22 protein-coding genes, 2 tRNA genes, 1 other RNA gene, 1 pseudogene and 1 CRISPR repeat array are annotated in these 25594 nt (G+C 41.0%); of the genes and pseudogenes, 17 read left to right on the top strand and 9 right to left on the bottom strand.

Annotation, left to right across the window (positions count from 1 at the left end; translation table 11 throughout):
* Nucleotides 1–95 precede the first annotated feature (95 nt).
* Nucleotides 96–1586: an aldehyde dehydrogenase family protein gene (locus tag VQ643_RS05640; protein ID WP_414198318.1), complete on the top strand. Its 1491-nt coding sequence runs from the start codon at nt 96–98 to the stop codon at nt 1584–1586.
* A 62-nt stretch (nt 1587–1648) separates the two neighbouring features.
* Here VQ643_RS05640 and fdxA read toward each other — a convergent pair whose 3' ends face one another.
* Complete coding sequence (gene fdxA, locus VQ643_RS05635) at nt 1649–1972, bottom strand: ferredoxin FdxA (protein ID WP_414198316.1); 324 nt, start codon at nt 1970–1972, stop codon at nt 1649–1651.
* Nucleotides 1973–2095: 123 nt separating this feature from the next.
* Nucleotides 2096–4660, bottom strand: coding sequence for a DNA mismatch repair protein MutS (gene mutS / locus VQ643_RS05630; RefSeq protein WP_414198314.1), 2565 nt, complete (start codon nt 4658–4660; stop codon nt 2096–2098).
* Between the two features lie 314 nt (nt 4661–4974).
* Nucleotides 4975–6444: a CRISPR direct-repeat array (repeat unit 28 nt; unit sequence GTTCACTGCCGAGTAGGCAGCTTAGAAA).
* Nucleotides 6445–6620: 176 nt separating this feature from the next.
* Between mutS and VQ643_RS05625 the strand changes: the two genes are divergently transcribed.
* The 3 genes from VQ643_RS05625 to VQ643_RS05615 all read left to right on the top strand — a co-directional run bounded on the left by VQ643_RS05625 (nt 6621) and on the right by VQ643_RS05615 (nt 9533).
* On the top strand, nt 6621–8612 hold the full coding sequence (locus VQ643_RS05625; RefSeq protein WP_414198313.1) for a TonB-dependent receptor domain-containing protein: 1992 nt from the start codon (nt 6621–6623) through the stop codon (nt 8610–8612).
* A gap of 151 nt (nt 8613–8763) precedes the next feature.
* Nucleotides 8764–9222, top strand: a complete 459-nt coding sequence (locus VQ643_RS05620) for a hypothetical protein (RefSeq protein WP_414198311.1) — start codon at nt 8764–8766, stop codon at nt 9220–9222.
* Nucleotides 9223–9287: 65 nt separating this feature from the next.
* Complete coding sequence (locus VQ643_RS05615) at nt 9288–9533, top strand: DUF4113 domain-containing protein (protein WP_414198310.1); 246 nt, start codon at nt 9288–9290, stop codon at nt 9531–9533.
* A gap of 89 nt (nt 9534–9622) precedes the next feature.
* Here VQ643_RS05615 and VQ643_RS05610 read toward each other — a convergent pair.
* The 6 genes from VQ643_RS05610 to VQ643_RS05585 all read right to left on the bottom strand — a co-directional run bounded on the left by VQ643_RS05610 (nt 9623) and on the right by VQ643_RS05585 (nt 13533).
* Nucleotides 9623–9696 (bottom strand) — tRNA-Cys (locus tag VQ643_RS05610).
* Between the two features lie 47 nt (nt 9697–9743).
* Nucleotides 9744–9819: transfer RNA gene (locus VQ643_RS05605), tRNA-Gly, on the bottom strand.
* A 99-nt stretch (nt 9820–9918) separates the two neighbouring features.
* On the bottom strand, nt 9919–10398 hold the full coding sequence (eco, locus tag VQ643_RS05600) for a serine protease inhibitor ecotin (protein WP_414198308.1): 480 nt from the start codon (nt 10396–10398) through the stop codon (nt 9919–9921).
* Nucleotides 10399–10469: 71 nt separating this feature from the next.
* Complete coding sequence (gene pgsA / locus VQ643_RS05595) at nt 10470–11018, bottom strand: CDP-diacylglycerol--glycerol-3-phosphate 3-phosphatidyltransferase (RefSeq protein ID WP_414198306.1); 549 nt, start codon at nt 11016–11018, stop codon at nt 10470–10472.
* 41 nt (nt 11019–11059) lie between these two features.
* Nucleotides 11060–12886, bottom strand: coding sequence for an excinuclease ABC subunit UvrC (gene uvrC / locus VQ643_RS05590; RefSeq protein ID WP_414198304.1), 1827 nt, complete (start codon nt 12884–12886; stop codon nt 11060–11062).
* Entirely contained in the window at nt 12883–13533 is a 651-nt protein-coding gene (locus VQ643_RS05585) for a response regulator (protein WP_414198303.1), read from the bottom strand. Before VQ643_RS05585 ends, uvrC begins: the two co-directional genes overlap by 4 nt.
* A gap of 184 nt (nt 13534–13717) precedes the next feature.
* On the opposite strand from VQ643_RS05585, the gene rnd reads away from it, so the two are divergent.
* Both rnd and VQ643_RS05575 read left to right on the top strand, forming a co-directional pair.
* Entirely contained in the window at nt 13718–14848 is a 1131-nt protein-coding gene (rnd, locus tag VQ643_RS05580) for a ribonuclease D (protein ID WP_414198302.1), read from the top strand.
* A complete protein-coding gene (locus VQ643_RS05575; RefSeq protein WP_414198301.1) occupies nt 14845–15138 on the top strand; it encodes a YcgL domain-containing protein in 294 nt (97 codons plus the stop codon). The genes rnd and VQ643_RS05575 overlap by 4 nt, the downstream gene beginning before the upstream one ends.
* Nucleotides 15139–15170: 32 nt before the next feature.
* Here the strand turns inward: VQ643_RS05575 and VQ643_RS05570 are convergent, their stop codons facing one another.
* Complete coding sequence (locus tag VQ643_RS05570; protein ID WP_414198300.1) at nt 15171–15434, bottom strand: ComEA family DNA-binding protein; 264 nt, start codon at nt 15432–15434, stop codon at nt 15171–15173.
* A 140-nt stretch (nt 15435–15574) separates the two neighbouring features.
* On the opposite strand from VQ643_RS05570, the gene VQ643_RS05565 reads away from it, so the two are divergent.
* The 11 genes and pseudogenes from VQ643_RS05565 to VQ643_RS05515 form a co-directional block, all read left to right on the top strand.
* On the top strand, nt 15575–16234 hold the full coding sequence (locus VQ643_RS05565; RefSeq protein WP_414198299.1) for a thiopurine S-methyltransferase: 660 nt from the start codon (nt 15575–15577) through the stop codon (nt 16232–16234).
* Nucleotides 16235–16344: 110 nt separating this feature from the next.
* An RNA gene (gene ffs / locus VQ643_RS05560) (signal recognition particle sRNA small type) lies at nt 16345–16441 on the top strand.
* A gap of 122 nt (nt 16442–16563) precedes the next feature.
* Nucleotides 16564–18525, top strand: a complete 1962-nt coding sequence (gene dnaX, locus VQ643_RS05555; protein WP_414198298.1) for a DNA polymerase III subunit gamma/tau — start codon at nt 16564–16566, stop codon at nt 18523–18525.
* Between the two features lie 10 nt (nt 18526–18535).
* A complete protein-coding gene (locus tag VQ643_RS05550; protein WP_414198297.1) occupies nt 18536–18862 on the top strand; it encodes a YbaB/EbfC family nucleoid-associated protein in 327 nt (108 codons plus the stop codon).
* 52 nt (nt 18863–18914) lie between these two features.
* The gene (gene recR, locus VQ643_RS05545; RefSeq protein ID WP_414198296.1) at nt 18915–19514 is read left to right on the top strand and encodes a recombination mediator RecR; all 600 of its coding nucleotides are present in this window, start codon (nt 18915–18917) and stop codon (nt 19512–19514) included.
* Between the two features lie 9 nt (nt 19515–19523).
* On the top strand, nt 19524–20009 hold the full coding sequence (locus VQ643_RS05540) for a TlpA disulfide reductase family protein (protein WP_414198295.1): 486 nt from the start codon (nt 19524–19526) through the stop codon (nt 20007–20009).
* Between the two features lie 141 nt (nt 20010–20150).
* Complete coding sequence (ddlA, locus tag VQ643_RS05535; protein ID WP_414198294.1) at nt 20151–21251, top strand: D-alanine--D-alanine ligase; 1101 nt, start codon at nt 20151–20153, stop codon at nt 21249–21251.
* Nucleotides 21252–21359: 108 nt separating this feature from the next.
* Entirely contained in the window at nt 21360–22910 is a 1551-nt protein-coding gene (locus VQ643_RS05530) for an AbgT family transporter (protein ID WP_414198293.1), read from the top strand.
* Between the two features lie 137 nt (nt 22911–23047).
* The gene (locus tag VQ643_RS05525; RefSeq protein ID WP_414198292.1) at nt 23048–24460 is read left to right on the top strand and encodes a sulfatase-like hydrolase/transferase; all 1413 of its coding nucleotides are present in this window, start codon (nt 23048–23050) and stop codon (nt 24458–24460) included.
* 31 nt (nt 24461–24491) lie between these two features.
* Entirely contained in the window at nt 24492–24887 is a 396-nt protein-coding gene (locus VQ643_RS05520; RefSeq protein WP_414198291.1) for a DUF1090 domain-containing protein, read from the top strand.
* Nucleotides 24888–24982: 95 nt separating this feature from the next.
* Nucleotides 24983–25594: pseudogene (locus VQ643_RS05515) on the top strand (transposase); the annotation flags it as partial.

The following is a 25594-nucleotide window of genomic DNA, read 5'->3' as shown; positions in this document are numbered from 1 at the left end:
AACAGCATAAATCATCAAGTATTGAGCTGATACATACAAAGCCTGATAGAGCGCAGTAAGCTTAAAAATTGCCCTTGGCTCATCAGGAGTTTTTTATGAAACTATTGAAAGATCTAGCACAAGCACTACGTCCTCAGTCTCAGTACCAATTGCTTATTAATGGGCAATGGTGCGACGGTTCAGAGAAAAAAACCTTTATTAGCCACAATCCTGCTACTGGTGAGCAACTGTCAGTGCTAGCAGAAGCTTCACAGGCAGACGTTGATTTGGCAGTAAAAAGTGCATGGCAAGCTTTTCCACGTTGGAGCCAAACCAGCCCAGCTGAACGCTCTGCGCTTTTGCTGAAAATTGCAGACTTGCTAGAGCAAGAAACTGAACGCTTTGCTACCTTAGAAACCTTAGATAATGGCAAACCTATTCGTGAAACCAGCAGCGTAGACATTCCTGCTGCGGTCGATCATTTTCGCTATTTTGCAGGTGTTATTCGTGCCCATAGCGATGAAGCCGATGTGATAGATAAAGACACCTTAAGTTTAGTCTTAAGCGAGCCGATTGGTGTGGTAGGGCAAATTATTCCGTGGAATTTCCCTTTCTTAATGGGGGCGTGGAAAATTGCGCCTGCCTTAGCGGCGGGCAACTGTATTGTGATTAAGCCATCCAAAGAAACGTCAATCTCATTAATTGAGTTTGGGCGTTTATTAAGTAAAGTATTACCTGCTGGTGTGGTGAATATACTAACTGGCTCAGGCTCGCGAACTGGGCAGTACATGCTTGATCATCCTGATTTTAGTAAGTTGGCATTTACTGGTTCAACCGACATTGGCTATAACGTGGCTAAAGCAGCAGCTGAAAAACTAATACCTGCCACATTGGAGCTAGGTGGAAAATCAGCCAATATTGTATTTGCTGATGCGCAAATGGATAAGGCGGTTGAAGGTGCAGCTATTGGTATTTTATTCAATCAAGGGCAAGTCTGTTGTGCTGGTTCGCGTTTATTAGTGCAGCGACCTATTTATGAAGAATTTTTAAAGCAGCTAAAAGCTAAATTTGAATCTGTAAAAGTGGGTGATCCATTGGATCCGGCTACACAAATGGGCACACAGGTGAGTGATAGCCAAATGCAGAAAATTCTTAGCTACGTAGAGATTGCCACTAAAGAAGATGGCGCGCGCTTATTAACGGGTGGTCAGCGTCTTGGTAGCCAAGGTGCTTTTTTGCGTCCTACCATTATTGCTGACTGTAAGGCAGACATGCGCATTAGCTGTGAAGAAGTCTTTGGACCAGTGCTCGCGGTTATTCCATTTGACACTGAACAAGAAGCAGTAGAGATCGCAAACAATAGCGAGTTTGGTTTAGGTGGAGCCGTCTGGACACGTGATATCAATTGTGCCTTGCGCGTAGCTAAAGCTGTACGTACAGGTCGTATGTGGGTTAATTGCTATAACCAGTTACCTGCGCATGCGCCCTTTGGAGGCTATAAAAAATCAGGTATTGGACGCGAAACACATAAGATGATTCTTGATGCTTATACGCAAAAGAAAAATATCTTTATTAGTACTTCTGAAAGCCTGACACATCTGTTCTAGAGTGCTTATTTAACTTGGACCATAAAAAACCTGCATCAGCAGGTTTTTTATGGGTAGCACTTTTAGCGTTCTAAATACTGAAGTTTACCTTTAACACCGTCCCATTCTTCATGATCAGGAAGGGCGTCTTTTTTCTCAGTAATATTAGGCCAGATATCAGCGAGTTCACGGTTAATTTCCATGTATTCTTGCTGATCATCAGGTAGCTCATCTTCAGCAAAAATAGCCTCGGCTGGACATTCTGGTTCGCAAAGTGCGCAGTCAATACATTCGTCTGGGTGAATAACTAGGAAGTTAGGGCCTTCATAGAAACAATCCACAGGGCAAACTTCTACACAGTCAGTGTACTTGCAGCGAACGCAGTTATCAGTGACAACGAAGGTCATCTTAAGCTATCTCCTCAGCAGTCGCTCATGTTGATCTGTGCGTAACATTTAGCGAAAGGGTTAATTCTAAAAACGGTTAGGTGATTATAAACGCAGCATTCTATCAGTTTGTTGATCTAAACGTTAGATCTGACGCTTCCATGTATATAACAACTCAAGTGCTTGACGTGGGGTTAAATCATCTGGCTGCAATTGGTTTAGTGCTTTGACGAGCGGGTGCGGTTCGCTAGCAAATAAATCGGCTTGCATTGGCGCGCCTTTAGTCGAGACACAAGGGGCTTGTTGTTCATCAATGCTAGCTTGTTCTAAACGCGCTAAATGCTCTTTAGCACGGGCGATAACAGGCTCAGGCACACCGGCTAATTGGGCTACAGCTAAGCCGTAACTTTGACTGGCTGGTCCAGCTAAAACATTATGTAAAAAGACAATACGTTCTTGGTGTTCAGTAGCGCTCAGATGCACATTAGCTACGCTGGGAAGATTCTCTGGTAGTGCTGTAAGCTCAAAATAATGTGTTGCAAAGAGCGTCCAAGATTTGAGTTTAGCAAGCTGCTCAGCTGCTGCCCAAGCTAACGAAAGCCCATCAAAAGTGCTAGTGCCACGACCTACTTCATCCATTAATACCAAGCTATTATCTGTCGTGTTGTGTAAAATATTGGCTGTTTCACTCATCTCTACCATAAAAGTAGAGCGTCCCCCCGCAAGGTCATCACTGGAACCAATGCGGGTAAAAATACGATCCATTAATGAGAGTGTGCAGGCCTTTGCAGGTACAAAGCTGCCAATATGTGCCAATAGTGAAATTAGCGCTGTTTGGCGCATATAGGTTGATTTACCGCCCATGTTTGGACCTGTAATAATCAACATGCGAGTATCATTGTTTAGGTTTAAATCATTAGCCACAAAGGGAGTTGTTAATACTTGCTCAACCACAGGATGGCGTCCTTGTTCAATAGATAAACAAGGTTCTTGGCTGAATTTAGGACAGGCTAAATCAAGGTTTAATGCGCGTTCTGCTAGGTTAGTTAGCACATCGAGCTCAGCAAGTGCGCTAGCAGTATCTTGCAAGGGGGCTAGCTGTTCAATCAGCTTTTCTATGAGTTCTTCATAGAGTTGTTTTTCACGTGCTAAAGCACGACTTTTAGCAGAGAGCGCTTTATCTTCAAAGGTTTTTAATTCAGGCGTAATAAAGCGCTCAGCGCCTTTTAAGGTTTGTCGACGAATATACTCAGCCGGTGCACTTTCAGCTTGTTTGCTAGGAATCTCAATAAAGTAGCCATGCACACGGTTATAGCCCACTTTTAGATTGGCCAACCCTGTACGTGCTTTTTCCCGTTCCTCCAAATCCATTAAATATTGGCCAGCATTTTCACTAATAGACAATAGTTCGTCTAATTCAGCGTCATAGCCCATTTTTAGAACGCCACCATCACGAATGACAGCGGGTGGATTATCAATAATAGCTGACTCAAGTAAGTCCGCTAGTTGAGGGTAAGTGCTAATTTTTTGCGCTAAACACTTTATTCGTTCGGCTTCTACAGGCGCAATCACTTGCTGCAGATTAGGTAGAGCGTTGAGCGCATCACGCAAACGCGCCAGATCTCTCGGGCGTGCACTACGTAAACCAATACGAGCTAAAATACGCTCAATATCGCCTATTTCCTTTAAATGCGGTTGTACTTTTTCAAACTGGTAACTTTCAAGTAAATTACTAATAGCGGCTTGGCGTGCTTCCAGTACGTCTTTTTGCCGTAATGGTCGATGTAGCCAGCGGGCAAGCAAACGTGTGCCCATAGCAGTCTGATTTCTATCCATTACAGACAACAAAGTATTGTCACGACCGCCTGCAAGGTTTTGGTCTAATTCTAAGTTTTTGCGCGTAGCAGCATCCAAAATAACTGTATCACTAAGTCGCTCGTGCAATAAGCTACGTAGATGAGGCAGGGCTGTACGCTGGGTTTCTTTGGCGTACATTAATAAGCAGCCAGCGGCACTAATGGCAAGTTTTAGATTTTCGCAGCCAAAGCCTTTTAAATCTTGAGTAGCAAATTGTTGGCATAGACTTTTATGAGCGCTATCAAACTCGAAATCCCATGGAGCTCGGCGCTGTAAACCACGACGCTTATCTAGCGGTAAGCCTTGTGGCCAATCATCAGGAATAAGCAGCTCAGCAGGGTTTAAGCGCTCTATCTCAGCGAGTAGATTGTCCCAGCCGTTTAGCTCTTGTACGCTAAAACGACCACTTGCAATATCTAAAGTAGCCAAGCCAAATAACTTTTCGTCCCCTAAAACGGCCGCAATTAAATTATCTCGACGTTCATCAAGTAAAGCCTCATCGGTCACTGTGCCTGGAGTTAATATACGCACTACTTGGCGCTCAACTGGGCCTTTACTGGTCGCAGGATCACCTACTTGCTCACAAATCACCACAGATTGGCCAAGACTCACCAGCTTTGCTAAATAACCTTCTGCGGCATGAAAAGGAATACCTGCCATAGGCACTGCTTGACCTGCTGATTGACCACGTGCAGTAAGAGTGATATCAAGCAAATGGGCAGCTTTTTTGGCGTCCTCATAAAAAAGCTCGTAAAAATCCCCCATGCGATAAAACATCAGTTGGTTTGGATGCTGATTCTTCAATCGCCAATATTGCTGCATCATTGGAGTATGGTCAGAAAGCGTTGACATGTAATTACTTAGCGCTGTGCGTCTTTTTAGAAATAGGGTGTTGGTCTAAAACTATACCTTATAGTTTAGGCAGTTTTAATGGCTATCGCACGCCCAATTTGACGTAAGATGCTTTTAAACTCAGAATGCTCGCTAAGGGGGCATTAACTCCTTTTTAATAAGCTAAATTTAAGTGCCAGTTTACCCAATATTTTTTGTAAGAAATATTTTTATAATATAATCAATGAGTTATATGTTGATGAAAAATATTGGGTTGTTCCACTAAAAAGCATCTAAGTTCTTTAATAATAAGCACTATTTGACTATGATCTATAGTTCACTGCCGAGTAGGCAGCTTAGAAAATCCCTTGTTTATAGAGCGGGTTCGGCTTAATGTTCACTGCCGAGTAGGCAGCTTAGAAATCGTGGTACCGAGGCTGTGGCAAAGCTGTATTGTTCACTGCCGAGTAGGCAGCTTAGAAATGTTAAGAAGTCACCACTGGTCATACCATTGGGTTCACTGCCGAGTAGGCAGCTTAGAAAATTTGGTGCCGTCTTCGTTTGCAAAGACCAGCGTTCACTGCCGAGTAGGCAGCTTAGAAACAGTGCTTTATAGCGATGAGAATCAGGGCATTGGTTCACTGCCGAGTAGGCAGCTTAGAAATAAAACCATCATGATTGGTGACATGGAAGTTCCGTTCACTGCCGAGTAGGCAGCTTAGAAAATAATGATGATTGAGTAATGCTTGCGCCCTGTGTTCACTGCCGAGTAGGCAGCTTAGAAAAACACGCTCATGCAATTCGATGGCTTGGCTATGTTCACTGCCGAGTAGGCAGCTTAGAAAAAGCATTGGCTGCTCAACAACAAAAAGTAAAAGTTCACTGCCGAGTAGGCAGCTTAGAAAAGTGACGTTGGCGCGCTAAGCTTAGTTGATGGGTTCACTGCCGAGTAGGCAGCTTAGAAAAAGATCAACAATTGCACCCTCACCCAACTGAAGTTCACTGCCGAGTAGGCAGCTTAGAAATGAATCAATAGAACCGACGCCCCATCCGCTTCGTTCACTGCCGAGTAGGCAGCTTAGAAAATTTGTGGGGTAACAATATCGGGATTGAATCCGTTCACTGCCGAGTAGGCAGCTTAGAAAAACGATTAAGCGTTACGCGAAATTGCTTAAGCGTTCACTGCCGAGTAGGCAGCTTAGAAAGCGCATTTTGGGTGTACCTGAATACGACACGCGTTCACTGCCGAGTAGGCAGCTTAGAAACATACGGCCCATATAAGCTTTTAAGCCAAGCCGTTCACTGCCGAGTAGGCAGCTTAGAAAAATAGGCATAGCCCTCTACATTGTTAACACCTGTTCACTGCCGAGTAGGCAGCTTAGAAAAGCACGCTTTGGCTTTGATGAATACGGATTAAGTTCACTGCCGAGTAGGCAGCTTAGAAAAGCCTACATCAAAACTATGAGCTAGAAACACGGTTCACTGCCGAGTAGGCAGCTTAGAAATGTTAACGTAATAGGCTGAAAGCCAAATATCTGTTCACTGCCGAGTAGGCAGCTTAGAAACCAACGGTGGAAACCAACATGCCGACACTGCCGTTCACTGCCGAGTAGGCAGCTTAGAAAATGCTTGCAATTTCATCACGACCCTTTCGGGTGTTCACTGCCGAGTAGGCAGCTTAGAAACAGACGTAAAACTGGCGATTGTACGCGCCCTGGTTCACTGCCGAGTAGGCAGCTTAGAAAGCAGGCTGATTCATGAGCGATTCTAATTGATGGTTCACTGCCGAGTAGGCAGCTTAGAAAGCGGTAAATCACATCAAAGCTAAGTTCGCTACATGAGAGAAAGACAGCACTTCGAGCTAAGTATTCTTGCATCTTATAGTTAGAATAATCATATATATTTAAATGATAATTATTTGCAAATGATAATAAACATGCTTTATTGTTGCATTTTATTTCATAACTATTAGGAAGCTGCTGTGAAACCTCTTAGATATCAACCGCTGACGTTGGCTGTTTTATCAGCAACAACGCTATTAAATTTGGCTTATGCAGATCCGTCAAAAAATAAAAACGCTGCCGATTTAGCGACTACTGTGGTGACGGCTTCAGGTTACGAGCAAAATCTGCGAGATGCTCCAGCTACGATTTCGGTTATCACTAGTGAAGAATTAAAAGGAAAGGCCTACTATGATGTCACTGATGCACTGCGTGATATACCAGGTGTCAGCGTTGAAGGCGGTGGTAGCTCTAATGGGCGGGGGATGGGCGGCTTTAAAATTTCTATTCGGGGCATGCCCAACGAATATTCGTTACTGTTAATTGATGGAAAGCCACAAGGAAATTCGGGACAGGTTTTTTATAATGGTAATGGAGATTCACAGGAGACCGGTTGGCTGCCACCTATTGCAGCTATTGAACGTATTGAAGTTATTCGTGGCCCTATGTCTTCGCTGTATGGCTCGCAAGCCATAGGTGGTGTGGTAAATATTATTACAAAGAAAGTACTCAATGATTTTAGTGGAACAGTATCAGCGCAGCGCATTATTCAAGAAAACTCAAAGTCAGGCGACTCACAGCTGTACAACTTCTATTTAACGGGGCCAATAATATCAGACAGGCTTGGATTTTCATTAGATGGTAATTTTTCACAGCGCGATGAAGACAAAATCGAACGTGGAAATATGGATAATGAGCGACAAAATATCAATGCAAAACTGAACTGGATAGTAAATGAAAAAAATAATCTTTCCTTAGAGTACGGACATTTCCTTCAAGAGAGCAGCGGCAAAAAAGAAAATATTGGATTTGATATTGATCTAAGGGAAATTAAAAAAGAGGTTTATGGTGTAACCCATGAGTATGCTTGGACCGATGCTATAAGCACCCGAACATTTGTAACCAGAGAGGAAATGAGTAATAAATTTCAAAATGGCGGTACAAAATACATTCAGAGTATTGCCAATACAAAAACAGTTATACCGATGGAGACTAATACATTAACTCTCGGTGCCGAATATAAAAAAGAAGAGACAGATCATGGCACGCGCGGCTTAAACATTAAAAAGCTTGATCGTTGGAGTGGTGCTTTCTTTTTAGAAGATGAGTACTTTGTAACAGATGACTTTATGTTAACGGCAGGTATGCGCTGGAACCAGGATGAAAAATATGGTGGAGAGTTTACTCCAAGGCTATATGGGGTTTATCACTTAAATGACAACTTCACTGTCAAAGGTGGTGTTAGTACAGGCTATGTTACGCCAAATTTAAAACAGGGCGATTCAGCTTGGGTTGAGGGAGGTTTTGGTGCAAGAACGGATGGTGCCGATATAGGTAATGATGATCTAAAACCTGAAAAAAGCACTAACTATGAAGTGGGTCTAGTTTATGACAATTTAGAAAACCTAAACCTTTCAATGACACTTTACCAAACCTATTTTTCCAATAAAATCCAGAAATCTACTATTTGTGATCGTAGAGCAAGTAGTAATACAGGTGATCTGAGTTGTATTTATTTGGGATACGACTATGAAGCTATTGCCAAATATAATAATGCGGACAAGGCAGAACTTAAAGGTTTTGAGCTTTCTAGTAGCTTAGATGTGCTGGATAACCTGAGGTTAACCGCTAATTATACTTTTTCTGATAGTGAAATAACTAAAGGCAAAGGAAAAGGCGATCCTTTAAATAATTACCCAAAACATATGTTTAATATTGGTGCGGATTATCAAGCATTAGATGATTTGAAAATGTGGGCAAAGGCAAGGTACAGGGGAAAAACCTTGGAAGAAGGTGACCAACGCGTTCCTGCTTATGTTATGGCGGATCTAGGTGCAAACTACAATGTAACAAGCCAGCTTTCAGTTAATCTTGGGGTGTATAATTTTTTAGATAAGGAAATTAAGTATGAGAAATATGGAAAAGTACTTGATGGCAGGAGGTATGCCTTGGGTATTCGGTATGACTTTTAGTTAAGTATTATCTCGGCAATGAATAAAACTACCAATTTTTTTATATAAAATGTAAATGGTTGGTAGTTTTATATTTTTCATCTAAATTAATATAGGTGCTACTAGGAGGCACTTGTTAGTCTAAATAGTTAATATTAATAGAGAGGTTTTTATGGGGTATGATATTTCTTTTACAAGTAGTAAAGCACCTAAAGAGTTTAAAAAAGAAGAATTTGAGGAGTACTGTGCGTCTATTGGTTATCAAATAGCAGTGCATCCAAAATCTGACTTTTTTAACAGTAGTGGATTTTTTCCACTAAAAGTTTCCGGGAATATTATTTTTATCCATCCAGATTCAGAATTTTTAACAGGATTTGAGCTTTATTCTAGTTTTGAGGATGAGTTTCATTTTTTTTGTAATTGCTATGATGAGTTAGAGATTACAGTGGCGCTTATTCTTAGCAGCTATTTTTTAACTTTGGTAGGTGGTGAAGTGTCTGATCCTCAAATAGGGGATGACTATTCGAATCATGAAGATGTACTGGAAGCAATAAAAATGGCACAAAATAGATTAAATGCAGTAGTGCAGTCAGGTCGTATCAATCTGCATCCCTTTGAGGGATGGCGATAAAATTAAATATAATATAGTTACTTCAGTGGTATGAGGTGGCTGTAAAAATATAGATCACTTAGGATGTGCGAGTAATATTTTGCGAACTTCGCCAGCGCGGCGAATATACAGAAGATCTGTTTGAGCAAAAGCAAGCAAATCAGTCGCAAACACTAATGACAGTTCTTGATGATATCAACGAAAAATTCGGTGCTGGAACATTGCGACCAGGGCGAATCAAATTAGAACAAGAATGGGCAATGAAAAGACAATTTAAAAGCCCCTGTTACACCACAAAATTCGGTCAATTCATGGTCGCAAAGTGTGAATAATGCGGAACGCCTAAGGCGAAAATGCGGAACGCCTCTAAAATGACAGACAATAAAAAACCCTTAAGACGTTGAATCTTAAGGGTTTTATTTGGAGGCCAGAGTCGGAATCGAACCGGCGTTGACGGATTTGCAATCCGCTGCATCACCACTCTGCCATCTAGCCAATTTGGAAAAACTGTAATCATCTTCACTACAGTTTTTTTGAAACTTTGGAGCGGGAAACGAGACTCGAACTCGCGACCCCAACCTTGGCAAGGTTGTGCTCTACCAACTGAGCTATTCCCGCATAACAGGGCGCCATTCTAATGATTTTTAATAAGTCGTCAAGGCCTTTCTTATAAAAAACCTATTTATTTATCAAAGACCTAGAATAGCGCGAGGTTTTTTACTCTGTTTTTGCCGCTTGGCTAGTCTCTGCGGCTTGCCAAATACGATAGCGTACTTCTACGTCTTTAGGTGCGTAGATAACTAGGGGTAGTTTGCTGTTATAACGCACAAGCCCATCATCTGTGGCTACAGGAACAAAGGCCTTGGTTTTTGTGTTGTCAGGACAGGCCATCATAGTACTTGCCGGGCCTTTAATATCTTCAACAACATAGTAAGTATAGCCCCAGCCTTTGACGGTTTCTTCTTCAATATCGCCCATAAAAAAGGTGTTGTTGCAATCTTTTTCTATGGTTTTTCCTGGAATAATTTCAACTTTAAATAGATTTTCATTGGTTTGTGGGGTTAAGCGAATTACATGCCGAAGCATGCCGTTTTGTGCCTGAGGAAAGGCTTTAAGATCGTCAGTTGGAGAGTTTGCTAGTAGGTTAGTACTTACTAAAGATAATGCTGCCAATGAAAATAATGTACGCATAAACATGATAAATCTCCTATTATCATTTTGAGCTGGGAATAGCTCTTATGACCATAAAAACGATAAAAAGTTATATCCTATTTATGGTGTAAATGAGGCAGTGCAGCGCGTAAATAGTTAAGCATTGACCAGAGTGTTAAAACAGCTGAAATCATTAAGAAAAAGTAGCCTAGAGCAACCCAGATAGTCATTACAGGGGGGTTAGCTAATAAAATGACTAAGGCTAGCATTTGTGCCGCTGTCTTCCATTTACCCAATTGTGATACAGCAACTTGCGCGCGCGCGCCAATTTCAGCCATCCATTCACGCAAAGCTGACACTACGATTTCTCGGCTAATAATCACGAGTGCCGGAAGCAGGATAAAGAGTGATTGGTGGTTTTCTACCAGAAGTACAAGAGCAACTGCTACGAGTAGCTTATCAGCCACAGGATCAAGAAAAGCACCAAAAGGTGTATTTTGTTTCCAGCGCCTAGCAAGGTAGCCATCGAGCCAATCAGTAAAGCTGGCAAGAGCAAATACAATGCTAGCAGCCCAATAGCTCCACGCAAAAGGCAAGCAATAGAAAAGCACTAAGATAGGAATTAGCGCTACACGGAGTGTTGTTAATATATTTGGAATATTCATGCAAAAAGGCACTTACTTTGCGTGATTGAACATATTAAAAACTATTCACTATGCAATGCATGATAAATAGTTTCTGCTAGTGTACGACTAATTCCAGGTGTTTTGGCAATTTCTTCTATGCTTGCGCGCGAAAGTTCTTGTAATCCACCAAAATAAGTCAGTAATTCACGTCGACGCTTAGGTCCTACATTAGCAATTCCCTCTAAGGTTGAAGTGCGTCGTGTTTTGCCTCTTTTGGCTCTATGGCCAGTGATAGCAAAGCGATGCGACTCATCACGAATATGTTGAATAAGATGCAATGCGGGTGAATGAGCCGGTAGCGTAAAGGCATTTTGAATATCATTTAAAAATAATGTTTCAAAACCTGCTTTACGGGTTACGCCCTTAGCAACACCTAGCAACAACAGATGATTTAAACCTAGTTCTTGCAAAACATCTCGGGCCATTTGTAATTGTCCTTTGCCGCCATCTACTAGCAAAATATCAGGTAGCTTAGCGTCTGGATTATCTTGTGCTTTTTCTAGGCGGCGCATTAATGCTTGCTGCATGGCGGCATAGTCATCGCCAGGGGTAACGCCTTCAATATTGTAAAGGCGATAGTCTGCCTTAATAGGGCCTTCAGGGCCAAATACTACACAAGAAGCGACAGTGGCCTCACCGCTAGAGTGGCTAATGTCAAAGCATTCAAGACGTTGCGGTATTTCATCAAGGTTTAGCGCTTGGGCAAGTAGTTCAAAACGCTTGGCCAGCTGCATACGATTACTTAGGCGTGCTTGCAAGGCTTGTTCAGCATTGGTGACAGCCATTTGCTGCCAGCGAGCTCTAGTGCCCCGTACTCGTTGAATTATTTCGATTGGGCTTTGATAGGCTTGCTCTAATGCTTGGGCTAAAGCAGGAAAATCATCATGTTGATGATTAACGAGCAAAACTTTAGGCCTATTTTGTTGAGTGATTGCTAAATAATATTGCCCCATAAAGGCAAATAAAATATCTTCAGTGGTTTCTTCAATTGCTACTTGTGGAAAGTAGTTTTTACCGCCTAGTACGCGTCCGTCTCTTACTGTAATAACATGCACGCAGGCGCCACCTGGTAATGCAATAGCCGCAATAATATCAATATCACCGTGTCCACCTTCCATGCTCTGTTGGTCCTGGACGCGGCGCAGTAAGGCTATTTGATCGCGTAATTGTGCAGCTTTTTCAAAATCAAGTTGCTCTGAGGCACTAATCATAGAGTGTTTTAATTCATCTGTTAGTGCATCACTTTTGCCTTCAAGAAACATCACTGAAAGGCGCACATCTTCAGCATATTCTTGGTGGCTAACCAAACCAACACAAGGCGCTTTGCAACGCTTAATTTGATATTGCAAGCAAGGGCGGCTGCGGTTTTTAAAAAAACTGTCCTCGCACTGGCGCACTGCAAAGGCTTTTTGTAGGAGGTTTAATGATTCTCGGATAGCGCCGCTGCTAGGGTAGGGGCCAAAATAGCGCCCCTTGAATCGCTTGCTGCCACGATGAATAGTAAGACGTGGAAAATCACCATCAGATAACAAAACATAAGGATAAGATTTATCATCACGCAGTAAAATATTATAAGGCGGGCGATGCTGCTTGATGAGTGTTTGCTCCAGTAGCAAGGCTTCAGTTTCACTGGCAACTAAGGTCGTTTCTATGCGTGCAATTTTACTCACAAGTGCAGCGGTTTTTGGCGGCTGTTGAGTGTTTCTAAAATAACTTGAAAGACGGTTTTTAAGATTTTTCGCCTTACCAATGTAAAGTAGTGAGTTTTCGATGTCATACATGCAGTAAACGCCTGGACGTTGGCTGCATGTTGATAGAAATGCACTGGCGTTAAATGTTGGAATCATGAGCCCGTTGAATGATTTACTAGATGGTGACGGATAGCTAATAATGTCATTTCTACATCTGTTTTTACATTCAATTTTTCAAATGCTCGATAGCGATAGGTATTGATGGTTTTGGGTGAAAGACAAAGGACATCCGCAATATCATTGGCGGTATCACCATTGGCAATCATGATACAGATTTGCAGCTCACGTTGTGATAGTTCATCAAAAGGAGAGCCTTGCGCTGCTGGTTGAAAAGAGCGCATCGCCATTTGCTGTGCGATCTCAGCGCTTAAATAAGGTTTGCCTAAGTGCACTTGCTTAATAGCTTGTAACATTTCTGCAAAGCCTGTGCCTTTAGTAATGTAGCCAGTAGCGCCTGCCTCAATGAAGCGAGTAGGGTAAATATCATCATCACAAGCAGTCACAGCAATGACACGCGTATTTTCAAAACGCTTACGAATGCGCTGAGTGGCTTCTAAGCCCCCCATACCTGGCATGCGAATATCCATTAAAACTATGTCAGGGTTTAAGGCTTGAACTTGTTTTATGGCTTCTTCACCACTTTGTGCTTGGCCAACCACTTGAATATCTTGGTTGTCTTCAAGCATTCTAGTTATACCTGTACGGACTAAATCATGATCATCTACTACTAGTACCCGAATCATGGATCACCTCGCTTTACTTTAGTAGTAAGTGCATTTAATCCGTTAAAAAGCCACCACTGGTTTGTACTGTAACTGACCATTGTAGTTAAAAAATCTGTCATTAATATTGATGTATGTAGAATTTTCCGATCATTTTACACGGGTATTACTCAGGCGTTATATACTATGAGTAATTTTGTGGAGCATGTCGACTGTGAATATTCGTTGGATTACAACTGATGCAGCGCTAAGTAGCGCTTGCCAACTATGGCAAAAACAACCTGCACTTGCTTTAGACACTGAATTTATCCGTGTAGATACATTTTATCCAATTGCAGGATTGATCCAGGTGAGCGATGGGCAGTCATCTTACTTATTAGATCCATTAACCATTCAAGATTGGCGCTGCTTTGCGGCTGTTTTAGATAATCCTAATGTCGTTAAAATTCTACATGCGTGTTCTGAAGACTTAGAAGTCTTACATAGACTGGTAGGGACTTTACCAGCTCCTTTATTTGATACGCAAATTGCATGTAGCTATTTGAATATAGGTTTTTCTCTAGGCTACTCGCGTTTGGTTGAAAACCTATTAGGTGTGCACCTAGATAAAGACGAAACACGCTCAGATTGGTTGCAACGTCCACTAACTGCAACACAAGAGCTCTATGCCGCGCAAGATACTTTGTATTTAATAGAGATTTATCAGCGCTTACAAGCGCAGCTAAGCGCTGAAAAGTACCTGTGGGTGTTAGCAGATGGCGAGGATTTACTAGCACAGCACTATGTTCAAAGTCAGACTATTGCGGAGCGCTGGAAACACATTAAATTGGCTTGGAAATTAAATGCCCAGCAGTTAGCAGTATTACGCGCGATAAGCCAATGGCGCGAGGAGCTCGCACGACAGCGTGATGTGCCACGCAATAGAGTGTTGCGCGAGAACTCTTTATGGGAGTTAGCTGTTCAGCAGCCTAGTGATACGGGGCATTTATCACGGATACCAGAAGTTTCACCTAAGACAGTACGCATGGATGGTGATAAATTATTAAAAATTATTTCACAAGCGAAGGCTCTTCCTAAAAATCAATGGCCTGAGCTTTTGCCTGAACCGTTAAACGTTAAAGAAGCTAAGTTTTACAAAAAAATACGTAGTGCAGGTAATATTGTGGCTGAGCAACTAAATGTTGCTCCAGAAATTGTATTGCGCAAGAAGATTGCTGAAGAAATAGTACGTACTTGGCTAAAAACAGGTCAGATTACGTTACCAGATGATTTAACAGGCTGGCGTCGTGCTTATTTAGCCCCTGTATTAATTGAAAGCCTAAGAGATACGCAATGAAACAAATTTGCTCTATTTATGAAAGTAAGAAAAAGCTAGGAATGTATTTGTATGTACGCAAAGCGGATGCGTTAAATAAGGTGCCGGCTGCCTTATTAGAGTTATTTGGTACGCCTAAGCATTGTTTTGACTTTGTTTTAACACCAGAACGAAAATTAGCCAAAGAAGATATTGCGTTAGTACTAGAAAACCTTAATAAACAGGGTTTTCACTTACAGATGCCACCTCAAGAGGAAGATTACATCATGCATTTGCCTGATGAATTGCTCACACGCAATGATCCAGCCTAAAAGCGTCCTCATTACAGAATAAGCGTCTAAGTTTAGTTTAAAGTTAGACGCTCTTGATTTTGCTCCAATAGTTTTACACCAATACCAGGTACTTCAATGAGTTCATCAGCTGTTTTAAAAGGACCATTGGCGTCTCGAAAATCAACAATAGCTTGTGCTTTAGTGGGACCAATACCCTTTAAACTTTGTAATTCTTGTGCACTGGCTGTGTTAATATTAATGCTTTCGGTGTTATTGGCAAATACCATAAAAGGTAGATATAAAGCGAGACTGAGCGCAAGTAGTCGCTTTTTCATAAGCTGTACCTCTTAGAGTGAAAACATGTGCTAAGGGAAAAGTTGAACATAGTGGAAATAAAATGATAGTCAATTGCAGATGGGTGATTGATTAAAGGAACGAAAAGCCCCTTAATCCCAACAACAATAAGAGAGTTTTTATGCAGGCAGAATTTTGGCGTGAGCGCTGGGAGCGCAATGAAATAGGCTTCCATATCCATAAAACCAATCCTAATTTGCTTAAACATTGGCATCGTACACAGCTGCAGGCAGGTGATACTGTATTTGTCCCTTTATGTGGTAAGACATTAGATTTGCTGTGGTTTGTTGAGCAGGGCTTTAATGTGGTGGGTGTCGAGCTTGTGGAAAGCGCGGTACAAGCGTTCTTTGCAGAAAATAACTTGGCGTACCTTTGCCAAACTCAAGGCGCTTTTACAGTTTATATAAGTGATAATATTACTATTTACTGTGGTGATTTTTTTCAACTGAGCAAAGAGATGCTCACCCAGTGTTCAGGTTTCTATGATCGAGCAGCATTAGTTTCGTGGTCAGATGCGTTGCGTCAGCAATATGCACAACATCTGTGCTCAATCCTTCCTGCTCAATGCCAAGGTTTGCTGTTAGTTGTTGACTATCTACAAGAGCAGATGACAGGACCTCCTTTTGCAATTGACCAAACCATGATTGATGCGTTTTTTGCAGTACATTGTGATTACCGCTTATTAGATGTGCGCGATATTTTAAAATATGAAAAAAAATTTCAAGAGCGTGGTTTGCATCGCTTAGAGGAACATATTTACTGGTTAAAGAAGGTGCGTTAGTGCGACCTAAATCATTAAATTTAGAGAAAATTTTTCTGAAATGGTTGTAACTATTGGGGAACTCAGTACAATAGCGCCACCACTTCTAAAGTGGTTTGTTATGGAGGCTCTATCGGTCCCCTCGCAATGATTACTCATTAACCTGGTCAGGTCCGGAAGGAAGCAGCCATAGTGAGAATATCATGTGCCGAGGTGTGGCTGGTAGGGCCTCCTCCATTTATAGGCTGTAATTTTCCTCATTTTTTTGCACTTCTCCTTTTGCTTTAATGCAATTTTTTCTCCGCTCCGTTAGCATGGGCTTTATTCTTCTAACAGATTAATAGGTTGCAATGAGCTATCAGGTACTTGCTCGTAAATGGCGCCCGCGTTCATTTCGGGAAATGGTTGGACAAACGCATGTGCTTAAAGCCCTAATTAGTGCTTTAGATAATCAGCGTTTACATCATGCCTATTTGTTTACAGGTACGCGTGGTGTTGGAAAAACGACAATTGCGCGGATTATGGCAAAGTGTCTCAATTGTGAGCAGGGCATTAGCTCTACTCCCTGTGGGCAGTGCAGCATCTGTAAAGAGATCGATGAAGGTCGTTTTGTTGACCTTATAGAGGTCGATGCGGCAAGTAAAACCAAGGTTGAAGACACTCGTGAACTTTTAGATAACGTGCAGTACATGCCTAGTCGTGGACGCTATAAGGTTTATCTCATTGACGAAGTACATATGCTTTCTACAAGTTCATTTAATGCTTTACTAAAAACATTAGAAGAACCACCTCCTTATATTAAATTCTTGTTGGCGACAACAGATCCACAAAAACTACCTCCTACTGTATTGTCTCGGTGCTTGCAGTTCTCATTGAAAAATATGCAACCAGAAGCTGTAGTTGGACATCTTAACCATGTGTTGAGTGCAGAGCATATTCCATTTGAAGAAGATGCACTGTGGCTATTAGGTCGTGCTGCTGATGGTTCGATGCGTGATGCGATGAGCTTAACCGATCAAGCTGTTGCCTTTGGTGATGGCAAGGTGCTAGCTGAAGATGTGCGTGCCATGCTGGGAACCTTAGATCACGGACAGATATTTGGTGTATTAGACAGTTTAATTCAGGGTGATGGACGAGGTTTGTTGTCTGCTATTGCTCAGCTTGCAGAGCAAGGTCCCGATTGGATGGGAGTGCTAGCGGATGTGATCAACGTGCTACACCGTATTGCTATTGGGCAACTATTACCTGAGGCTGTTGATAACGGTGAAGGAGATCGTGAGCAGATTCTTGCTTTAGCGCAGCAAATGCCGGCTGAAGATGTACAATTTTACTACCAAATGGCATTGGTTGGGCGCCGTGATTTGCCATTAGCACCAGATGCTCGCAGTGGTTTTGAAATGGTGATGCTGAGGTTATTAGCTTTTCGCCCAGCAGGTTTGGCTGGAGGGCCTAGCACTCAATTGCAGACAGCTAAGGTTGATGCACCTAAAACATCATTAAGCGCCACTGCTTCTATTGAGTCGACCCTAGAGGTATTGCCTGAAAAAAAGCCTGAATCTGAAACACAAGACCTCCCTCCATGGGAGGAGCAAATAGATGCTGAATCAGTAGCTTCTAATGCAGTTTCAACGCACACTAAAGAGCCAGAGCCAGAGCCAGAGCCAGAGCCAGAGCCAGAGCCAGAGCCAGAGCCAGAGCCAGAGCCAGAGCCAGAGCCAGAGCCAGAAGCTAATGCAGTGCAACAGTCAGTATCTTTAGCATTAGAAGAGGCTGTAGACGATAACGCTGAAGATGAAGAGATTGACTTGTCAGCCTATAGCTATTTAGCAGATATGCAGGCAGATGAGTATTTTGAGTCAGAAACTAAAATTGATTCTCAAGATGTTGACTTGCAACCTGATATTCCTGTCGCAACAGGTTTAGCTTTACAATGGATTGAATTACAGCCTGCGCTAGGTCTAACAGGGCTAACAGCAAATATTGCAAATAACTGTACTTTAATGGAACAAAATGAAGCGCAATGGCTGCTGCATCTTGATCCTACACAAAGTGCATTATTTAATGAAACGCAGCGTAAGCGCTTAAATGAAGCTGTAAATAATCAGTTAAACCAAACAGTGGTGCTGCAGGTAGAAATTCAAACACCTGCCTATGAAACGCCTGCATTAGCCGCTAAGCGCTTTAAAGCACAACGCCAGCATGACGCTGAGCAAGAAATACAAAATGACCCCAATGTAAAACACATGATGAATGTTTTTGGCGCTACAATTATTGCCAATAGTATTCAACCTATAGATTCAGATCCTGCGTGAGGAATAGATTATGTTTAAAGGTGGTATGGCTGGACTTATGAAACAAGCTCAGCAAATGCAAGAAAAAATGCAAAAAGCGCAAGAAGAGTTAGCTAATGCAGAGGTTACTGGGCAGGCAGGCGGTGGCCTAGTGAGCGTGGTCATGACAGGACGCCATGATGTGCGTCGTGTGAGCATCGATGACAGCCTAATGAGTGAAGAAAAAGAAATTCTAGAGGACCTTATTGCAGCTGCCTTAAATGATGCTGTACGTAAAGTGGAAGAAAATACCAAAGAAGGCATGGCAGGGATTACAGATGGCATGCAACTGCCACCAGGTTTTAAAATGCCATTCTAATTTAGTAAAGCCAGCATAGTGCTGGCTTTTTCTTAGCTGAAATTGGATTGCTATGTCCTTTACTCCTTTAATTCGTCAACTAATTGACTCTTTTCGTATTTTGCCAGGTGTTGGGCAAAAAACAGCTCAGCGCATGGCGCTGCATTTATTAGAGCGTGATCGAAAAGGCGCTTTACGGCTGGCGCATGCGCTAGAGGTCGCTGTGAATGGCGTTGGCTATTGTGAAAAATGCCGTGCCTTAAGTGAGTCTCCGTTATGTTCAATTTGTTCTGATCAGCGCCGTGACCCAAGTCTGCTCTGCATTGTTCAAGGACCAATGGATGTTTTTGCTGTTGAACAAACAGGGTATCGTGGCCGTTATTTTGTACTAAAAGGGCATTTGTCACCGTTAGATGGTCTAGGGCCTGAGGCAATAGGTATTCCTGAACTAATGGATGCGATTACAGAAGTAATGCCACAAGAAGTTATTTTGGCGACCAACCCAACAGTAGAAGGTGAGGCAACAGCACACTATATAGCTCAGCTTTTACATGATAAAAGCATTTTAGTTTCACGACTGGCTCATGGTATGCCACTAGGTGGCGAGCTTGAGTTAGTTGATGGTGGTACGCTTACTCATGCTTTTGCTGGGCGTCGGCCTATTAGCCAATAAGGATTTATTATGTTTAAGCGCTTAATTTTAATTGTTGTAGCTGTATTTCTAACTGCGTGTAACCCAGAGCCTTTAACTTTTGGTAAAAACCAGCTAGGGCAGGATGTTTCAGTTGATGAGTTTGTAAAACGATGGATTGTGGTTAACTACTGGGCAACTTGGTGCGCTCCTTGCCGTAAAGAAATACCAGAACTCAATAAACTGCAAACCGATAATATTGATAAGGCTGTCTTAGTAGTCGGTGTTAATTTTGATAAGTTACAGGGCACTGAGTTAGAGAAAAGCAGTGAGGAAATGGGAATTAAGTTTTTAGTATTAGCAGATGATCCCGCTGATCGTTTACGCTTACCAAAAGCTGAACGTTTACCTGTGACTTATATTTTAAATAACAAAGGAATGCTAGTGGCTACATTAGAAGGTGAGCAAACTCAAGCAAGTATTGAGAATAAAATGAAAGAACTAGGTTGGAAGGGCGCTACAGAAGTTGCACCTTAATGTGTTGTTAAATACACAAAGGCAGCCTAACGAAGCTGCCTTTTTTATCCTTGAAAAGAGTGTTGTAGGTAATTAATTGCTAGCTTGTGGGGAGTAGCAGTAACCTATCTTTATGGGTGTTTTAGAGAAGGGAGCTAAAGCGTGGCAAAGATTCATGTTGGTATTGTGTTTGGTGGAAAATCGACAGAGCATGAAGTCTCTTTACAATCAGCAAAAAATATCATTCAGGCTATTGATAAAAAACGGTTTGAAATTAGCTTATTTGGCGTTGATAAAACAGGCCAATGGCAGTTAATGGATGCTGCAAACTTTTTACTTAATGAAAATGATCCCAGCTTAATTGCATTAAATCATTCTCACCAAACACTCTCTTTGCCGTTGTCTCAAGCTCAGCAAATTAGCGTGGAAACCGCTGGTCAGTCACAACTTAAAAATGTGGATGTTATTTTTCCTATTGTGCATGGTCATCTTGGCGAAGATGGTGCTCTACAAGGCTTATTACGCTCAGTAAATATTCCATTTGTAGGAACTCATATTCTAGGTTCTGCTATTTGCATGGATAAAGACATTACTAAGCGCTTATTGCGTGATGCTGGCCTAAACATCGCGCCTTTTATTACACTAAAGCGTTCAGATTATGCCCATTGTTCATTTGAAAAAATTAAGACAGAGCTGGGATTGCCATTCTTTATTAAACCAGCAAACTTAGGTTCCTCAGTGGGGGTTAGTAAAGTTGATAATCAACAAGAATTCGCCAAAGCAATGAAGCTAGCATTTGAGTTTGATCATAAAGTGCTAGTAGAAACAACTATTGTCGGGCGAGAGATTGAGTGTGCAGTTTTAGGTAACGACTATCCGCAAGCTAGTATATGTGGTGAAATTATAGTAGCAGACCAGTTTTATGCGTATGAAACTAAGTATATTAGTTCAGGTGCTGCAAAAATAGTTATTCCAGCAGCGATTAGCTCAAGAGTTCAAGAAAAAATTCAGCACATTGCCATTAAAGCTTATAAGGTTCTAGAGTGTTTGGGCATGGCACGTGTAGATATTTTCTTAACGCAAAATGAACAAGTCATCATTAATGAAGTAAACACCTTGCCCGGCTTTACCAATATCAGCATGTACCCAAAATTATGGGAAGCTAGTGGTTTGTCTTATAGTGATTTAATTACTAAACTAATTGAATTAGCATTACAACGTCATAGACAAGATAGTGCACTGTTAAACACAGTGGTTGCTTAATAAAGTGGTCAATATTATTTGAGTTCAGGCATATTTATGTATATCTGAAAAAGCCTTAGGCGCCTATTTATGATAATTTAGAGGCAGATTAATAATCAGGGATGACCCATGTCAGAATCAAAAATTACAGAGAAAAAAAACTTCCTAGCCAGTTTTTTAGATGCTATAGAGCGTGTGGGAAATAAACTCCCAGCACCAGCAATGTTATTTTTTTATGGAATGATACTAGTCTGGATCAGCTCGTTTTTATTGTCACGCTTTCAATTTAGTTATCTCGTACCTAAAACAGGCCAGCCTGTTGTTGTCCAGAACCTACTAACAGGTGACTCGCTGGCTAACTTTTTTGCTACTCTGGTACCAAGCTTTATGAGCTTTGGACCTTTAGGCATCGTTATTGTTGCAATGCTCGGTATTGGTGTTGCAGAGCGGTCAGGTTTTTTAAATACAGCCATTAAAAAACTGCTAAATATGACGCCTAGCAAGCTATTAACACCCATTGTTATTTTTGTTGGTATGTTAAGTCATGTAGCCAGTGATGCCGGTTATGTTTTAGTTATTCCTATTGGCGCAATGATGTTTTACTCTGTTGGACGCCATCCAGTAGTAGGTTTGGCAGCAGCATTTGCTGGTGTTTCAGGCGGTTTTGCCGCCAGTATAGTACCTAATGGTAATGATGCTTTATTACAAAGCTTCACACAGCAAGCAGCTCAGTTATATGATCCTAGTTATGAAGTTAATGTGTTAGCCAATTGGTTTTTTGGTATAGGCTCGACCTTTTTTCTAGTACTTGTAGGTTGGTGGGTTACAGAAAAAGTTGTAGAACCGCGTTTTAAGAATGTATCCATAAATAGTGACGTTCAGCCTCCTACAGACCTTAGTCAATATTCAGCAAAAGAACGCAAAGCTTTTATAGCAGCAAGCTGGGTTATGTTACTTGGCATTGTGTTGTTATTTGCAGTGTTATTGCCAGAGGCTTCACCTTTTCGAGATGCAGAAACAGGTCTCTTAACAAGTTATAAAGCAGCGGCAATGCAATCTATTGTTGCCTTTATTTTTGTGCTGTTTATTATTCCTGGTATTGTTTATGGGTATATCGCAGGCACTTTTAGCTCTAGCAATGATGTTATGCAAGCCATGAGTGAAAGCATGTCAGCCTTAAGTAGCTATATTATTATGGTGTTTTTCTGCGCCATGTTTGTAAAAGCTTTTAATGATTCTAATATAGGTACGCTCGTAGCTTTATCGGGTGCAGACTTGCTAAAAAGTATGAATTTACCTGCACAGATTACCATTATCGGTATGATAGTTTTAACTGCTGTAGTAAATTTAATGATAGGCTCAGCTTCAGCTAAATGGGCATTATTATCACCTATCATGGTACCAGTGTTAATGGGCGTCGGTATTTCTCCTGAGTTGACGCAGGCAGCCTATCGCGTAGGTGATTCAACCACCAATATTATTAGTCCGTTAATGCTGTATTTCCCTCTCGTAATGATGTACATGCAGCAATATATACGTAATGCTAGCGTAGGCTCCTTGGTTTCGCTAATGCTGCCATATTCTGTAGTTTTTCTTATTTCATGGATTGGTTTTTTATTACTTTGGTGGGGGCTTGATCTACCATTAGGCATTAATGCACCTTATACTTACCCAAATTAAATTTTAATGAGAGATAAAGGTTTTCTTGTGCAAGCAATAAAGATAGTGCTAGGAAGTGCTGTAATAGCATTTCTTTTGAATTTAGGATTGAGTGGAGAGTTTTTTAGTATTTTTTTATCGGGAATCTCATAGTAACTATGGGGTTTGTTATAGCTTTATTTTGCTTTAGGTTTACGCGTTGGTTATTGATTTTTGTTATCTGTGGAAGTGCATTATATTTTCCAGTGGCGTTAATCTCAGGGGTTATATCTAGAGGAATTTTATTAGCTGTATTGGAAACTGATACGCGTGAAGCAGTTTCATTTATTACAAGCTTACCTATAGAAAGTATATTTTATGTGCTAGCTATTTTAGTAAGCCTGATCTTTGTTTTTTGCATGATAGCGCCTTTATTTAAAGAAGTTAGATTAAAGGGGAGAATATTTATATTTTTTATACCTCTAGCAATTAGTTCTTTAGTTACAGTTTACCTAGATAAAAAATATGGATATGATCCAGTTATTGTATCTACAGCTGTTGGAATAAAAAAACTCTATAGAGAATATAAGATTTTAGACATTAGCAGTTTAAAAGAATCAAGCTGGGTTATTGGTGGGAAAAATGCTACAGAATATGAAAACTATATTGTTATTATCGGCGAGTCAGTAAGGGCTGACGCATTGTCTTTATATGGATCTCCTTTTAAAACAACCCCTTTTCTTGATAAAGTACCTAAACGCTATATTAAAAACTACTTTTCACCAGCCGTAAATACAAGCTTGTCTGTTCCACGGATATTAGCTTTAACAGATGAGAAAGGAAGGGTAATAGAAGAAAATAATGCGATCAGTTTAGCACGGCAGGCAGGATACAAAACGTTTTGGATATCTAGCCAAGGTTTTACAGGTGCTAACAATAGAACAGCAGCAAGAATAGCTAAGTTTTCTGAAAATATATATTTTACAAAGACATTTGAAAGTGACTTTGCTTTATATAGTGAGATAGATAAAGCTTTATCCGCCACAGGGCCTAAAGTTATATTTATTCATATGACAGGCTCACATGAAGATCCCTGTGAACGACTGAGTGACTATTCAGGGCCAAAACATAATATTCCTAAGCAAAAAATGCTGAGCTGTTATCTTACTTCAGTATCAAAAATGGATCAGTTTGTAGAACAAGTCTATAAAAAGGCAGAAACTAAAGGGGAAGCATTTTCTCTGATTTATACATCAGATCATGGACTGAGCATGAAAGAAGATTTAACAGGCTCCTTAGTGATATATCGAGATGAACAGTTCAGAGAGAGTTATATTGTTCCCTTTATTCTTATATCAAGCACAGACCAAGAAACTAAAGAGTATAATATAGTTAGAGATGGCTGGCATTTTATAGATTTTTTTGCTTTTTGGATTGGCGTTACTACAAACTATACAATAGATAACTATAATATTTTTGAAGCAGAATCAACATTAGACCCTCAAGTTATTGGGTATCATGAAAAGAAACACTCTGTTTTAGAAAAGAAAATAGACCTTGATTTAAAAGAATATCTATTGAGATTTCAGTAAAGCTAAGCTAAATCTATAAGGCATGTTTGTTATGTTTAAATATAGTTTTTATTTTTTAAGTTTAATTTGTGTTTTACCGTCATTTAGTTATGCTGATGAAGTAATATGCGAACAAAAGATAAAAAGAATTGAACAGCAGATTGAAATGGCTAAAGCTAAAGGTAATGCATTTAAAGAGCAGGGTTTATTAAAAGCATTAGAGAATGTAAAAAAATATTGTACAGATCATCAGCTAATAAAAGAGCAGCAGGAAAAAGTAAATCAACAACAAGAAAAAGTAAAGCAGCGTAAGGCTGAACTAATTGACGCTGAAGCCAACGGGAAAAGGGATAAAATAGCTAAGCGTGAGAGAAAATTAAAAGAAGCTCAGGCTGAGCTGGAAAAAGAATTGAAACTTTTGAAAGACTTTGAGTCACTTAAAGACTAAATACGATAAAGGTTCTGCTGGTTTTGTAATCCCCCCTCAAAACCACAGAGGCTATTTGTAGAAAATTCCATTAATATAAACTCAAGGAGTTTTCTATGCGTAAATCAAAATTCACTGAGAGCCAAATTATGGCAATTCTCAAACAAAATGAGGCTGGAGTTCCAGTCCCTGAGCTATGCCGTGAGCATGGTATTAGCTCAGCTTCGTTCTACAAGTGGCGCTCAAAATACGGCGGCATGGACACTTCGCTCATGAAGCGCATGAAAGGGCTTGAAGAAGAGAACCGTCGGCTCAAAAAAATGTATGCCGAAGAGCGTCTTAAAGCTGAGATTCGATTGGAAGCTCTTGAGGGAAAGCTCTAAAGCCATCCCTGCGCAAGGAGATGGCGCAAGAGGCGATAATCAAACATGCCATCAGCATTCGCCTTGCTTGCCTCTGTCTAGGTATTAGCGAGAGCTGTTTTTACTATCAAAGCAAGCTCAATGCTGAGAACGAGCAGATTGCCGACTGGCTAGTGCGTTTAACAGAAAACAAAAAACGTTGGGGCTTTGGCCTTTGCTTTTTGTACTTGCGTAATGTCAAAGGTTTTAAATGGAACCATAAGCGCGTTTACCGCATTTACTGTGAGCTGGAGCTGAACTTGCGTATCAAACCCAGAAAACGCATCAAGCGAGATAAGCCTGACGCGCTGAGGGTTCCAACGACTA

It is taken from the genome of Pseudomonas sp. F1_0610, assembly GCF_047470865.1.
GTDB lineage: Bacteria > Pseudomonadota > Gammaproteobacteria > Pseudomonadales > Pseudomonadaceae > JAZDRH01.
This window is presented reverse-complemented; position numbering and strand designations above follow the sequence as displayed.

Coding starts and splice junctions, on each gene's coding strand:
- VQ643_RS05640 (WP_414198318.1), top strand. CDS start 96: ATGAAACTATTGAAAGATCTAGCACAAGCACTACGTCCTCAGTCTCAG.
- fdxA (WP_414198316.1), bottom strand. CDS start 1,972: ATGACCTTCGTTGTCACTGATAACTGCGTTCGCTGCAAGTACACTGAC.
- mutS (WP_414198314.1), bottom strand. CDS start 4,660: ATGTCAACGCTTTCTGACCATACTCCAATGATGCAGCAATATTGGCGA.
- VQ643_RS05620 (WP_414198311.1), top strand. CDS start 8,764: ATGGGGTATGATATTTCTTTTACAAGTAGTAAAGCACCTAAAGAGTTT.
- eco (WP_414198308.1), bottom strand. CDS start 10,398: ATGTTTATGCGTACATTATTTTCATTGGCAGCATTATCTTTAGTAAGT.
- pgsA (WP_414198306.1), bottom strand. CDS start 11,018: ATGAATATTCCAAATATATTAACAACACTCCGTGTAGCGCTAATTCCT.
- uvrC (WP_414198304.1), bottom strand. CDS start 12,886: ATGATTCCAACATTTAACGCCAGTGCATTTCTATCAACATGCAGCCAA.
- VQ643_RS05585 (WP_414198303.1), bottom strand. CDS start 13,533: ATGATTCGGGTACTAGTAGTAGATGATCATGATTTAGTCCGTACAGGT.
- rnd (WP_414198302.1), top strand. CDS start 13,718: ATGTCGACTGTGAATATTCGTTGGATTACAACTGATGCAGCGCTAAGT.
- VQ643_RS05575 (WP_414198301.1), top strand. CDS start 14,845: ATGAAACAAATTTGCTCTATTTATGAAAGTAAGAAAAAGCTAGGAATG.
- VQ643_RS05570 (WP_414198300.1), bottom strand. CDS start 15,434: ATGAAAAAGCGACTACTTGCGCTCAGTCTCGCTTTATATCTACCTTTT.
- VQ643_RS05565 (WP_414198299.1), top strand. CDS start 15,575: ATGCAGGCAGAATTTTGGCGTGAGCGCTGGGAGCGCAATGAAATAGGC.
- dnaX (WP_414198298.1), top strand. CDS start 16,564: ATGAGCTATCAGGTACTTGCTCGTAAATGGCGCCCGCGTTCATTTCGG.
- VQ643_RS05550 (WP_414198297.1), top strand. CDS start 18,536: ATGTTTAAAGGTGGTATGGCTGGACTTATGAAACAAGCTCAGCAAATG.
- recR (WP_414198296.1), top strand. CDS start 18,915: ATGTCCTTTACTCCTTTAATTCGTCAACTAATTGACTCTTTTCGTATT.
- VQ643_RS05540 (WP_414198295.1), top strand. CDS start 19,524: ATGTTTAAGCGCTTAATTTTAATTGTTGTAGCTGTATTTCTAACTGCG.
- VQ643_RS05530 (WP_414198293.1), top strand. CDS start 21,360: ATGTCAGAATCAAAAATTACAGAGAAAAAAAACTTCCTAGCCAGTTTT.
- VQ643_RS05525 (WP_414198292.1), top strand. CDS start 23,048: ATGGGGTTTGTTATAGCTTTATTTTGCTTTAGGTTTACGCGTTGGTTA.
- VQ643_RS05520 (WP_414198291.1), top strand. CDS start 24,492: ATGTTTAAATATAGTTTTTATTTTTTAAGTTTAATTTGTGTTTTACCG.